Origin of the sequence: Actinosynnema sp. NPDC049800 (assembly GCF_040656635.1) — a bacterium.
Taxonomy (GTDB): domain Bacteria; phylum Actinomycetota; class Actinomycetes; order Mycobacteriales; family Pseudonocardiaceae; genus Actinosynnema.
In genome coordinates this window covers 229,355-241,797 of record NZ_JBFAMT010000009.1, presented here as the reverse complement: position 1 = coordinate 241,797, position 12,443 = coordinate 229,355, and the positions used below count along the sequence as shown (strand labels likewise).

General features: G+C 71.8%; 10 protein-coding genes. 2 read left to right on the top strand and 8 right to left on the bottom strand.

The window, feature by feature from the left end:
• Nucleotides 1-506: 506 nt before the first annotated feature.
• The 3 genes from AB0I91_RS14435 to AB0I91_RS14425 form a co-directional block, all read right to left on the bottom strand.
• Nucleotides 507-1,463 (bottom strand): co-chaperone YbbN, encoded by a 957-nt coding sequence (locus tag AB0I91_RS14435; RefSeq protein WP_498774975.1) that lies wholly within the window; start codon nt 1,461-1,463, stop codon nt 507-509.
• 75 nt (nt 1,464-1,538) lie between these two features.
• The gene (locus tag AB0I91_RS14430) at nt 1,539-2,384 is read right to left on the bottom strand and encodes an SCO6745 family protein (protein ID WP_499637100.1); all 846 of its coding nucleotides are present in this window, start codon (nt 2,382-2,384) and stop codon (nt 1,539-1,541) included.
• Nucleotides 2,385-2,409: 25 nt separating this feature from the next.
• Complete coding sequence (locus AB0I91_RS14425) at nt 2,410-2,727, bottom strand: MTH1187 family thiamine-binding protein (RefSeq protein WP_499637098.1); 318 nt, start codon at nt 2,725-2,727, stop codon at nt 2,410-2,412.
• Nucleotides 2,728-2,768: 41 nt separating this feature from the next.
• Between AB0I91_RS14425 and AB0I91_RS14420 the strand changes: the two genes are divergently transcribed.
• Both AB0I91_RS14420 and AB0I91_RS14415 read left to right on the top strand, forming a co-directional pair.
• Nucleotides 2,769-3,272, top strand: coding sequence for a MarR family winged helix-turn-helix transcriptional regulator (locus AB0I91_RS14420; RefSeq protein ID WP_053721863.1), 504 nt, complete (start codon nt 2,769-2,771; stop codon nt 3,270-3,272).
• A 58-nt stretch (nt 3,273-3,330) separates the two neighbouring features.
• The gene (locus AB0I91_RS14415) at nt 3,331-4,395 is read left to right on the top strand and encodes a phosphotransferase (RefSeq protein ID WP_498774981.1); all 1,065 of its coding nucleotides are present in this window, start codon (nt 3,331-3,333) and stop codon (nt 4,393-4,395) included.
• Here the strand turns inward: AB0I91_RS14415 and AB0I91_RS14410 are convergent.
• The 5 genes from AB0I91_RS14410 to AB0I91_RS14390 form a co-directional block, all read right to left on the bottom strand.
• Entirely contained in the window at nt 4,377-4,697 is a 321-nt protein-coding gene (locus tag AB0I91_RS14410) for a DUF3817 domain-containing protein (protein ID WP_498774983.1), read from the bottom strand. The genes AB0I91_RS14415 and AB0I91_RS14410 overlap by 19 nt on opposite strands.
• Before the next feature lie 113 nt (nt 4,698-4,810).
• The gene (locus AB0I91_RS14405) at nt 4,811-5,854 is read right to left on the bottom strand and encodes an ABC transporter permease (protein ID WP_498774985.1); all 1,044 of its coding nucleotides are present in this window, start codon (nt 5,852-5,854) and stop codon (nt 4,811-4,813) included.
• Nucleotides 5,851-6,765, bottom strand: a complete 915-nt coding sequence (locus tag AB0I91_RS14400) for an ABC transporter ATP-binding protein (RefSeq protein WP_498774987.1) — start codon at nt 6,763-6,765, stop codon at nt 5,851-5,853. Before AB0I91_RS14400 ends, AB0I91_RS14405 begins: the two co-directional genes overlap by 4 nt.
• Before the next feature lie 117 nt (nt 6,766-6,882).
• Nucleotides 6,883-9,117, bottom strand: a complete 2,235-nt coding sequence (locus tag AB0I91_RS14395) for a GH92 family glycosyl hydrolase (protein ID WP_499637096.1) — start codon at nt 9,115-9,117, stop codon at nt 6,883-6,885.
• A gap of 15 nt (nt 9,118-9,132) precedes the next feature.
• Nucleotides 9,133-12,354, bottom strand: coding sequence for a GH92 family glycosyl hydrolase (locus tag AB0I91_RS14390; protein ID WP_499637094.1), 3,222 nt, complete (start codon nt 12,352-12,354; stop codon nt 9,133-9,135).
• Between the last annotated feature and the right edge of the window lie 89 nt (nt 12,355-12,443).

Genomic DNA, 12,443 nt, shown 5'->3' with positions numbered 1-12,443 from the left:
CCCATTGTTCCTGTTGGGTGGGGATGTGCCCCCTTGACACGTGCGGTAGGGCAAAGCCAGGTCGGCGGGATGACACGAAGCCCTCCCTTTGGGGAAGTAAGGGCATCGGCGGCCGCACCGCCGGGCCCGTCCGACCCCGCGCCCGCCGGCGACCCCCGGACCGTCCACTGGGCGTCTTTCTCCAAAATGAGGGCTTCGTGTCATCCCGCCGACCTGGCGCAGCCCTACCGCGCGTGTCAAGGGGGGCGTAGTTCGCCTTTGCCCGCGGCTTCGACTGTGGGCGCCCCCCTTGATACGTGTGGTAGCCCTTGTGGAGGTCGGTGGGATGACACGAAACCCGGACCGACGACGGACCCGCAGCATCCAGCGGTAGTCGGGGTCATCCTGCTGATCTGCCCGTCCGGCGAGGACATGCTTTTCAAGCTTGTGATCACGCCTGACAGGGGTCCGGAGAATGGACCCCTGTCAGGCGTGACGAGCGTGTCGGGAGCGGGCGCGGGAGTCGGTCAGAACAGGGCGCTGGCCAGGTTGCGGCGGGCCTTGGCGACCCGGTCGTCGTCCGGCGGGAAGAGTTCGAACAGGCCCACCAGGTGTTCGCGGACGCGGTCGCGGTCGTCGCCGAAGACGCGGCGGACCGTGTCGACCAGTCGCTTGAAGGCCTGGTCGACGTCGTTCGTCGCCAGCTCCAGGTCAGCGGCGGCCAGTTGGGCGTCCACGTCGTCCGGGTTGGCGTCGGCCTTCGCGGTGGCGTCCGCGGGCACCGCCTCGGCCCGGGCCGTGAACCGGACCTGCGCCAGCGCCGCCTTGGCCTCGGCGTTGGCCGGTTCGGCGGCCAGGATCGCCTCGTACGCGGCCTCGGCGGCGGTGAAGTCGCCCTGCTCGAAGGCGTCCTCGGCGGCGGTGAAGCGGGGGTCCTCCGGCTCGGCGACGGGCTCCGCGCCCGGCGCCGCCGCGCGGTTGGCCTCCGCCGCCTTGATGCCCGGCAGCCGGTCGCGCAGGGCGTCCAGCAGGCGGGTGATCCACTGGCCGAACTCGGCTTCCGGCAGCGGTCCGGCGAAGGCGTCCAGGGGCTGGCCGCCGGCGATCGCGACCACGGTCGGCACGGACTGCACGCCGAACACCTGGCCGATGCGCGGGTTGGCGTCGAGGTCGACCCTGGCCAGCAGCCAGGTGCCGCCGCCGGCCCTGGCGGCGCGTTCCAGCACCGGTGAGAGCTGGCCCGCCTCGGGGCTCCACGACGCGGTCAGCTCGACGACGACCGGGATCTCCAGGGAGCGTTCGACGACCGACTGGAACGTCGCCTCGGTGACGTCCAGCACCCACGGGCTCGGACCGGCGTCCGAACCGCCGACGGCTCCGCCGGAGCCGGACGACGGGGGTGGGGTGGTGGCGCGCTGCCTCGCGGCGTCGGCCCGGGCCTTCAGCGCGCCGAGGTCGACCGCCCCGGACAACGCGGCGGACATTGCGGCGGTCTTTCGGGGGTCTGGCCTTGTCACGCCTTCCATCCTGGCACGAGTCGGGCGGCCGGCCACGCGCGGCTAGCCGGGGAGTTGCGCGACCGGGTCGATCGCCATCGGGTTCGTCCGCATCGCCTCGTTCAACCGGCCCAGGCGGAGCGCGATCGGGGTCGTCAACTCGGCGAAACGAGCGGTGCCCGCCGGGCCGAGAACTTCCCACGGACGGGTGGCGGCCTCGTCGGTGCGCCGTTCGACGTCCTCCCGCAACGCCCGACCGGCCGGCGTGAGGCCGCCGTCGAACAGACCGCGCTCGGTGAGCGTCGCTTCGGCTTCCCGCCACTCCTCCTCCGACCAGCCACGCGCGGTGCGCATGTACGCCGGGTCGAGGCCCTTGTCGGCGCTGAACAGCACCAACGTCTCGCACGGTGCGAGGTCGGCGGCCACCAGCGCGGCGATGTGACCGTCACCACGCGACTCGCGCAACGTCGTGCACGCCTGCCACAGCGCCAGGTGCGGCTCGTCCGGCGTCGGCAGCACCCCGTTCGCCGCGGCCAGCACCCGCCCGGCCGTCGGCGCGGCCTCCGCCGCCTGCCCGGCCAGGTCGGCCGCCTCGGCGACGTCCAGCGTCTCCAGCATCCGCCGCAGCGCCCGGTCGACGCCCTCCAGCCGTGCCTCCAGGAAGCGGGCGGGACTGGCCACGTGCCACGCGTCGGGCAGCGCGCGGGCCACCATGCGCGGGTGGAAGCTGTAGAACGCGGCGGTCACGACCTCCGGCGACGCCGCGCCCAACGGCGCCGCGCGCTGGCCGAAGTAGCCCATCCAGCCGCCCTTGCAGCCCAGCGCGTCGGTGACCGCTCGTGATTCGGGCGAGAAGTACGTGACGTCGTGGTAGGTCTCGAAGCGGACCCACAGGTCTCTCGGCTCCATGACCCCAAGTTAGTCGGACGTCCGACTACTCGTCAGCTGCCGCGTGCCCGGCCGCCAGGTGCTGCTCGACCCGCTCCACCTTGGCCGTGAGCTGGCCCGTCCAGCCGGGCCTGATGTCCGCCTTGAGCACCAGGCTGACCCGCGGCGCGGTGGCCTGCACGACCTCCGTCGCCTTCTTCACCACCGCCATCACCTCGTCCCACTCGCCCTCGACCAGCGTGAACATGGCGTTGGTCTCGTTGGGCAGCCCGGACTCGCGGACCACCCGCACGGCCTGGGCCACGGCCTCGGCCACCCCGTCCGACTCCCCGCCGAGCGGGCTGACACTGAACGCGACGAGCACTACTGCCTCCTGGTCGGGGTACCCACTGGTAGCTTCGGCGCATGACGTCCCAGCCGCTGCCGTTCGACCCCATCGCGCGCGCCGCCGAGCTGTGGGAGAAGCGGATCGGACCGTCGACGGCGATGGCGGCGGTCACCAGCGTCATGCGAGTACAGCAGATCATCCAGTCCGCCGTGGACGCCGCCCTCAAGCCGCACGGGTTGACGTTCGCGCGGTTCGAGGCGCTGGTGCTGTTGACGTTCGCCCGCACGGGCAGCCTGCCGATGCGGGTCATGGGCGAACGGCTCCAGCTGCACCCGACGAGCGTCACGAACATCGTGGACCGGCTGGAAGCCGACGGACTCGTGCGCCGCAACCCCCACCCCACCGACCGGCGCACCACGCTCGTGGAGATCACCGAGGCCGGGCACGCCCGGCGCGAGGCGGCCACGGAAGCCGTGACGGGGGTCGAGTTCGGGTTGCGCGGGCTGACCGACCGGCAGACCGAGCAGCTGACCGACCTGCTGGCGAAGGTCCGCCGCGCGGTCGGCGACTTCGAGGACTGAAGTTCCGAGGGCCGAATTCGGTCGACACGGCGCCGCCTGCACGGCCACGCTGCACGTCGTGCGGGAGATCAGGGCTCTGGTGACGGTGGGCGGCCGGTTCGTCGGCACGGCGGAGCCGTTCACCGTCGACAGCCCGTGGTGGAACGACGTCGAACCCGTGACCGCGCACCTGGACCGGGTGCTCGGCGTGACGACGAGCGTGTTGCGGCTGGTCGGGACCACGGTGCCGAGGGCGCGTGGCGGTGTGGTGACCTACCAGGTGGAGGCCGACCGCGTGCCGGACCGCGGTCTGTCGGGCGACGGTGTGTCGGGCGACGGTCTGTCGGACGGTGGGCGGCACGCGTTCGCGGATCACCCGTTGCGGCAGGCGTGGGCGCGTCCCGGTGGGCCGGCGGCGCTGGTCGGGTGGGCGCGGCGGCACGTCGAGGTGACCGGGCCGGTCGTGCAGGTGAAGACGTGGAACCTGTCGTGCCTGTACCGGCTGCCGACGGCGCGCGGGAACGTGTGGGCGAAGGGCACGCCGCCGTTCATGGCGGACGAGGCCGAGGTGATCGGGCTGGTGGCGTCGGTCGACCCGTCGTTGGCGCCGGAGCTGATCGCGGCCGAGCCCGGGCGGGTGCTGCTGGGGGAGGCGCCCGGGGTGGACTGCTGGCAGCCGGGTGAGGACGTGGTCGAGCGGATCGTGCCGCGGTGGGTGGCGGTGCAGGCGGCGTTGGCCGGTGAGCCGCGGCTGCGGGTGCGCGGGGTGCGGGTGCCGGGCTTCGGGTTGCCCGAGACCTTGCTGCACGGCGACTTCCACCCGGGCAACTGGCGTTCCGGCGGTGTCGTGCTCGACTGGGGTGACGCGCACTGGGGTCACCCGGCGTTGGACGCGGCGCGGCTGATCGGGTTCGTCGCGCCGGAGTCGCGGGCGATGGTCGAACGCGTCTGGGTCGACGCGTGGTTGCGCCACTACCCGTCGAGCGATCCGGCGAGCGCGCTGCGGCACGCCCGGCCGGCGTCACACCTCGTCGGCGCGGCGGTGTACCAGGAGTTCCTGGACAACATCGAGCCGAGTGAGCGCGTGTACCACCTCGGTGATCCCGAGGCGGAGTTGGCGCGCGCTCAGTCCTTGGCGGTCTGAGCCTCGGTCTCGGCCAGCCGGCCGGTGCGGTTGGCCCAGCGCTCGAACACCACGGTGCCGAACGGCGGGATGCTCGCGACCAAGCCGAGGACGAGCGTCTTGCGGTCCCAGCGGTGCGCCAGCATCAGCGTCACCAGGACGTAGCCGACGAAGATCGCGCCGTGCACGGGCCCGAAGATCTTGACGCCGATCTCGTTCTCCACCACGACGTACTTGAAGAACATGCCGATCAGCAGACCGGCCCACGACACCGCCTCGGCCAGGGCGAGCAGGCGAAACCGACCAACAGCGCTGCTAAGCATGCCCCCATTGTGGCCGGTGACCCCCCTCACCCCACCCCCACCCCCACCCCCACGCGTGCCCGACCTCCAGGTCCCGCGTGTTCGACAAGCGGGACCTGGAGGTCGACTCGCGGTCAGTCCTCCCAGCGGAAGATGCGGGCGGCGATGAAGCCCACGACCAGGGTGAAGGCGATCAGGACGGCCGAGGGGACGAGGAGGGCCTCCACGCCCTTGCCGCGCACCAGGACGTCCAGCATGCCGTCGTTCATGTGGCGCAACGGGAAGGCGTTCGACACGGTCTGCAGCCAGCCCGGGGCCTTCTCCAGCGGGAAGAACGTGCCCGACAGGAACGCCATCGGCATGATGATGATGTTCGCCGCCCCGGACGCCGACTCCTCCGTCTTGCAGAACGCGCCCACCAGCATCCCGATCGCGAAGAACGCGACCGTGCCCAGCACCAGCAGCGGCAGCGCCAGGTACCACTGACCGGTCAGCTTCAACCCGAACAGCGGCAGCGACGCCACCGCCACGAACACCACGCCCTGCACGGCCGCCGTGCCGACGCTCACCACCACGCGCGACGTCAGCACGGTCGTCGTGCTCACCGGCGCCAGCCGGATCCGCCGCAGCACCTGCTTCTTCCGCCACGCCACCATGGTCAGCGCCGAGCCGAACACGCCCGAGAACGAGATCGCCCACGACAGGATGCCCGGCGTCAGGTACTGGATCGGCTTGAGCGAGGCGTCCTCGACCGACTTCGTCTCCAACGTGAACCGCGGCGCCACGTCCGCCGCACCCAGGTTGATCTTGTCGACCACACCGGACACGATCCCCAGCACGGTGCCCGCCGCGACCTGGTCGCTCGCCGCGTAGATCAGCTCCACCCGATCGCCGGACACCACCACGGCGGCGGGCAGGTCGCCGTCGTCGACCTTCCGCCGCGCGGCGGCCGTGTCGTCGTACTCCTCCAGCTCGATCGCGCCGGTCTGCTCCAACGTCGTCAGCACGGGCCCGTCGCCCACCGCCGCGATCTTGGTCTTGTCGCTGCCGGAGTCGCCGAGCAGCAGGCCGAACACGACGAGGAACATCAGCGGGAACAGGAAGACGAAGAACAACGTCATCTTGTCCCGCAGGAAGCCCTTGATCATCGCGGCCGACAGGCTCCGGAACGCGGTCATGCGCGGTACTCCCGTCCGGTCAGGTCGAGGAAGACGTCCTCCAACGTGGCCGTGCGCACCTGCAACCCGTCCAGGGTGCCGCGCTCGGCGAGCGCCGACAGCACCGGCGCGGGCTTGCGGGTGGAGATGGTCAACGACACCTCGTCCTCGTGCGCGTCGTCGACCCCGGTGATGCCACGCGCCGCCTCACGCGTCAGCGACCCCTTCTGCAGCACCACGTGCGTGGGCGCGTCGAGACCGCGCACCAACGTCGCGGGCGCGTCCATGGCGAGGATCCGCCCCCGGTCCATGATCGCCACGCGGTCGCACAGGATCTCGGCCTCGTCGAGGTAGTGCGTCGTGTAGACGATGGTCTTGCCCCTGGCCTGGATCGCGCGCAGCACGTCCCACAGGTTGCGCCTGGCCTGCGGGTCCAGCGCGGCCGTCGGCTCGTCCAGGAACACGAGGTCCGGGTCGTGCACGAGGGCGCACGCGATCGACAGGCGCTGGCGCTGTCCGCCGGAGAGCTTGTTCTCCTGCACGTCCGCCTTGTCGGTCAGGCCGACGAGCTCCAGCATCTCGTCGGCCTTGCGCCGGCTCACGCCGTACAGCGAGCCGAACGTCTGGAGCTGCTCGCGGGCGGTCAGCTTCTCGAAGAAGCTCGACGCCTGCAGCTGCACGCCGATGCGCGGCAGCAGCTTCGGGTTGCGCGGCCACGGCTGCTCGCCGAGCAGCGTCACCTGGCCGCCGTCGGGCTTGCGCAGGCCCTCGACGATCTCCAGCGTGGTGGTCTTGCCCGCGCCGTTCGGTCCCAGGATGCCGAAGAACTCCCCCTCGGCGACGGTGAACGAGACGCCGTCCACCGCCTTCAGCTCGCCGTAGCTCTTCCTGATGTCGGCAACCACGACGGCCGGTATGCGTGCCCCTGTCATGGCTGGACGGTAAGCCGTGCCGGGAGCCGCCGGCGGTGCTTCGATCGGTTCGCGACGGAAGTAGCCGACGATCGAGACTTTCGACGCATCCCCTGGTAGCTGTGCGCGCGAACCCGATTACGAGACGTGCTCACCAGTGCAGGGAGAGGGCGGTGCGGACGTCGGACGGGTCGCCCACGTCGCCTCCGCCGGGTCCGCGGTGAGGACGTAGTCCAGGTGCGCGCCGTCGAGCCGGTCGACGTTCAGGTACACCTGCTCCCAGGGCTTGGAGTCGACGTGGAGCGATCGCACGTACTGCAACCTCGACGGGTCCGCGCCGGCCGCCGTGATGGTGATGTCACGGCCGTTCTCCAGGTGGATCACCGCGCGGTCGAACCGCGGCGCGTTGAGCACGAAGTCGCCCGTGCCCGGCGTGACCGGGTACAGGCCCAGGGCGCTGAGCACGTACCAGGCCGACATCTGCCCGAGGTCGTCGTTGCCGGTCACGCCGTTCGGCGCGTCGACGAACAACGTCTGCGCCGCCCGCACCACGGCCGAGGTCTTCCACGGCTGCCCAACCAGCGCGTACATCCACGGCACGTGCAGGTCCGGCTCGTTGTTCGGGTTGTAGCGGAACTGGTTGTAGTAGTTGTACGGCCCGACGACCCACTTCGAGCGCACGGTCCCCGCCGGGTCCGCCACCAGGTCCGGGTAGGCGAAGAAGTCGTCCAGGCGGGCGAGCGCCGCGTCACGGCCGCCGAGCAGCTCCACCAGGCCCGGCACGTCCTGCTGCGCCAGCCACTGGTACTGCCACGCCGTGCCCTCGTGGAAGCCGTCCGGTCCCTGCGGGGTGAACGGCGCGAGCCACGCGCCGTCGCGCAGCTTCGGCCGGGGGAAGCCGGTGAACCCGCGGTCGGACACCGTGGCGTCCCACAGCACCCGGTAGTTCAACCCGCGGCGGCGCAGGACCTCGGCGTCGTCCTCGTGGCCCAGGGCGAGCGCCATGATCCACAGCGAGCAGTCCGCCAGCGCGTACTCCAACGTCGCCGAAGCGCCGTGGTGCGGGTCGACGTCCTGCCCCTTCTTGCGGAAGTGCTTGTCGTACTGCACGAAGCCCTCGCGGAGGTAGGACGGGTTGCCCGCCCTGCCCTCGAACGGCGACGACGTGGGCGGCACGCCGGTCGCGTTCTGCCACAACGCCTCGTAGGCCCGCTCCTCCAAGCCCGCCAGCGCGCCGAACCGCCACAGGTCGACCAGGAAGGGCGTGACCGGGTCGCCGGTCATGGTGTTCGTCTCCTGGTTGGCGTAGGCCCACCGGGGCAGCCAGCCGCCCTGCTCGTGGATCGCCAGCAACGACCGCGCGATGTCCTTCGCCCGCGCCGGCCGCAGCAGCGCCAGCAGCTGGTTGTGCGCGCGGTAGGTGTCCCAGAGCGAGAAGAACTCGTGGTAGGTCCAGCCGTCGGCGGTGTGCACCTGCCCGTCGAACCCGCGGTACCGGCCGTCCACGTCGTTGCCCGTCAACGGCTGCAGCAGCACGTGGTAGAGCGCGGTGTAGAAGACCGTGCGATCGGCGCCGGCCGACGACGTCTCGACGCTCGACAGCTCGCGCCGCCAGGCCTCCTGGGCCGCCGCGCGCACCTCGTCGAACGTCCGCCCGCGAGCCTCGCCGAGGTTCTTCGCGGCGCCGTCCGCGTCCACGTGCGAGATCGCGGTCGCCGCGGTCACCGGGCCGTCGTCGAACGCCACCCACTGCCCGCGCAGCCCCGCGCCGCCCTCCGCGCCGCCCCAGTTGCCGGTCCGGCGGAACGGCCGGTCGAACGTCGTGGTGAAGTAGGTCGTGTACGGCTTCCCGCCGCAGAACGCCTGCGCCACCACGGTTCCGGCCAACGTCCGGTCGTCCACCACCCGCGCGCTGCTGGCGAACACCGGCTCGCCGTCGTTCGCCTGGCCGACGTTCACCAGCACGTGCGGCGTCACGCCGGGCGGGAACGAGAACCGCTCGACGCCCACCCGGGTCGTCGCCGTCGACTCCACCGTGATGCCGGACGCCAGCCGCACGCGGTAGTAGCCGGGCTTGCCGACCTCGCCCTCGTGCGTGTACGCGGCGCCGTAGGCCCGGTGGTCGAAGGTGCGCGGCAGGCCGGTGGTCGGCAGGATCGACACCAGCCCGCCCTGCTCGGAGCAGCCCGCGCCGGACAGGAAGAAGTGCCCGAACCCGCGGATCACCGGGTCGTCGTAGCGGTAGCCGGCGTAGTGCGAGCCGATCGGGCTCGAATGGGCCATGCCGAACGGCATCGACGCGCCCGGGAACGTGTTCCCGTCGTCCTTCGTGCCGATGAACGTGTTCACCGACTCCACCGGGTCAGCCGTCACCGATCCACCATAGGGTCACGCCACCACGATGGCGAACACGTGGAACGTCCCGCCGGTCACCGAAGCGGGCAGGGTGACCGAGCGGACCTGCTTGCCGGCGTCCAACGCGATCGGCGCGGTGGCGAACACGCGCACCTCGAGCTGTTGCGGCTCCCCGCTGGAGTTGTTGCGGTAACCCGTCGTGGCCACGGTCCGGTTGTCGAACGACGGCGGCAGGTTCGCCGCGCCGCCCAGCGCCCAGTCGGAGAACCCGACCTCGGCGGTCTGCTCGCTGCCGTCGGTGTAGGTGACGGTGAGCGTGCCGGACGCCTTGCCGCCCGCCGCGCTGCCCAGCAGCCCGAGCTTCGCCGCGCCCGCCGGCGCGGTGAGCGTCACCGTCTCGCCGGAGGCGTTCACGTTGTCCGCCTCGCCGACCGGCGACGTGGGCCAGGTGTAGGCGAGGCCGTCGGAGGTGACCGTGCCGCCCGGTGTCACGCCCGCGGCGGCCAGCGCCTCGCGCGAGTAGCTCCACCCGCCACCGTCGAAGTTGCCGATCGCCTGCTCGGCGTCCGGCGACGTGCCGACGTTGTCGAACGCCGCGCGCAGGCTGCCCGGCTCGGCCACCAGCACCGAGATCGTCGACCGCTGCCCGGTGGAGAACGCCACCGGCACGCGCAGGGTCTGCTCGGGCGTGCCGGCGGCGACCGCGACGGTGACCTCGACACCGGCCTTCTCCCCCGCCGGGACCGTCACCCGGCCGGACGCCGGGGTGAGCGTGATGCCCGCGGGCGGCTGCGCGGTCCATGACACCTCGCCGCCGTTGCCGGAGAAGTCCTGCGCGCCGATGGTCACCGCGCCGCTGCCGCCGGCGGGCAGCACCAGCCGTCCCGGGTCCACGTACGCCTGCTGCCCGACCTCGCCGTCCCGGAACGACGGCGGCGCGTCGGCGGGGCCCGTGCCCCAGGTGGTGGGCGTCTCGGACAGCCCGAACTCCACCGTGCCGCCGTGGGCCACGAACGACTCCGGCAGCCACGTGCGGGTCTGCGCCCGGCCGTTGAGCTTGAGTTCGGACACGTACGCGCCGCTGCCGGAGGCCTTGATCACAATCGGCGCGCCGTTCGGCCGGGTGATCGTGACCTCGCTGAACAGCGGGCTGTTGAGCACCAGCTCGGCCCGGCCGGGTATCACCGGGTACATGCCCAGCGCCGCCCACACGTACCAGGACGACATCTGGCCGAGGTCGTCGTTGCCCATCAGCCCGTCCGGGCCGGGGCCGAACAGCTCAGTCACCGCGCGCCGCGTCACGGCCTGGGTCTTCGCCGGCGCGCCGGCCCAGTTGTAGAGCCACGGCGAGTGCATGGTCGGCTCGTTGCCGAGGAACGCGTGCGGCTCGTCCGGACCGGCGTTCAGCTTGGTGAAGAACGCGTCCAGCCGGTCGCGGACCTCCGCGTCGCCGCCCATCGCGGTGAACAGGCCGCGCACGTTGTGCGGCACCATCCACGTGTACTGGGCGGCGTTGCCCTCGACCCAGTTGTCGGGGCTGCCCGGCTTGAACGGCTCCACGTACGAGCCGTCCCGGTTGCGGGCCTGGGTGTGGCCGGTGGCCGGGTTGAAGACGTTCTGCCAGTACTGGGCGCGCCGCATGAACGCCTGCCAGGTCGCGCCGTCGCCCGAGCGGCGGGCGAGGTCGGCGATGGCGAAGTCCGCCGTCGCGTACTCCAGGGTGGTCGCGGGCGCGCCCCAGACGTTGCGCACGCCGACCGGCACGTAACCCACGTCCAGGTACTCGGTGAGGCCCGGCCGTTCCTCGTAGCCCTGGGTCGGCTGGGTCGCCCCGCGCAGCATCAGCAGCAGGGCCTTGCGCGCGTCGAAGTCCCTCGCCCCGAACGCGTGGGCACTGGCGACCATCACGTGGTACGGGTCGCCGACCATGACGCCGGTGTAGCCGTTGGCCACCGTCCAGCGGTCCCAGGCGCCGCCCTGCTCGGCGAACGCCACCATCGAGCGGACCATGTCCGAGGCCTCCGCCGGCGCGAGCAGCGACAGCAGCTGCATCTGCGAGCGGTAGACGTCCCAGCCGGAGAAGTTGGTGTAGACGGCGTGACCGCGCTCGGCGGTGTGGATGCGGCCGTCGAAGCCCGGGTAGCGGCCGTCGGTGTCGGAGAAGACGTTGGGCTGCAACAGGGAGTGGTAGAGCGCCGTGTAGAACGTGGTGCGCTGGGCGTCCGTGCCGCCGGTGACCTCGACCTGGCTGAGCCGGTCGTTCCACGCCTGGCGGGCGGCGGCGCGCACGACGTCGAACGACTTGCCGTTGCTCTCCGCCCTCAGGTTCTTCTTCGCGCCCTCGATCGAGACGAACGACAGGCCGACGCGCATGGTGACGTCCGGGTCGTCGAACGTCACCCAACCGCCCGAACCCGGCCCCGACACCGTCGTGTCCTCGCTCCGGACGGCGGGTTCGCCCTGCGCCTCAACGGTTTTCGGCGCGTCGCCGAGGCCTTCGCGCACGCCCGAGCCGCCGCGTTCGGTCGAACGGCCGGGCGTGACCGCGCCGTTCTTCCACGTGCCGACGGAGGCGAACGGCTGGTCGAACCGGGCGTGGAAGTACACCCGGTAGCGGTGGTCCGCGCCGCAGAACCGGCCGCTGGTCGCCCAGCCGCTGATGGTGTCCGTGCCGATGGTGATCTCGGCGTCGTCCGTGCCCGAGATCGAGCCGGAGGTGTTGACCAGCAGCGTCGACGGCTGCCCGCCGGGGTAGGCGAACCGGCCGACGCCCGTCCGCTGGGTGACCGTCAGCTCGACCTTGGTACCGCTGTCGAGGGTCACCCCGTAGTAGCCGGGCGACGCGGACTCGTTGCCGTGCGAGAACGTCGACACGTACCGGTCGGGGTCCGTCGCGGGCGACGTGGTCACCTCGCCGACGAACGGCGTGATCGGGATGTCCTGGTAGGTCGAGCAGCCCGCGCCGGACAGGTGGGTGAGGCTGAAGCCCTTGATCCGGTCGTCCTCGTAGGCGTAACCGCCGTGCTGACGGGTCACCGTGTCCGGGCTCCACTGCACCATGCCGAACGGCACGTCCGCGCCGGGGAAGTTGTTGCCGGCGCCGCCGCCGGTGCCGTGGTCCGGCCCACCCGGCCGGGTGCCGACGAACGGGTTCACCCACTCGGCCAGGTCGTCCGGCTGCGCCCGCGAGGCCGCCGGATGGGCCACCGCGAGTGCCGCCGAGAGGCCCATCACCGACGCGAGGGCGAGTGTCATCCGCACCTTCGAGGTTCCCATGAGCGCGCCTCCGCCAGTCCGATCGCCGGCTTCGCCGATGGTTGACAACGCTGTCCACGAACCATCCG

Bases quoted from the DNA above. Each gene is read 5' to 3' on its own strand.
- AB0I91_RS14410 (WP_498774983.1), bottom strand. From the start codon at position 4,697: ATGCTTAGCAGCGCTGTTGGTCGGTTTCGCCTGCTCGCCCTGGCCGAG.
- AB0I91_RS14430 (WP_499637100.1), bottom strand. From the start codon at position 2,384: ATGGAGCCGAGAGACCTGTGGGTCCGCTTCGAGACCTACCACGACGTC.
- AB0I91_RS14400 (WP_498774987.1), bottom strand. From the start codon at position 6,765: ATGACAGGGGCACGCATACCGGCCGTCGTGGTTGCCGACATCAGGAAG.
- AB0I91_RS14390 (WP_499637094.1), bottom strand. From the start codon at position 12,354: ATGACACTCGCCCTCGCGTCGGTGATGGGCCTCTCGGCGGCACTCGCG.
- AB0I91_RS14435 (WP_498774975.1), bottom strand. From the start codon at position 1,463: ATGTCCGCCGCGTTGTCCGGGGCGGTCGACCTCGGCGCGCTGAAGGCC.
- AB0I91_RS14420 (WP_053721863.1), top strand. From the start codon at position 2,769: ATGACGTCCCAGCCGCTGCCGTTCGACCCCATCGCGCGCGCCGCCGAG.
- AB0I91_RS14405 (WP_498774985.1), bottom strand. From the start codon at position 5,854: ATGACCGCGTTCCGGAGCCTGTCGGCCGCGATGATCAAGGGCTTCCTG.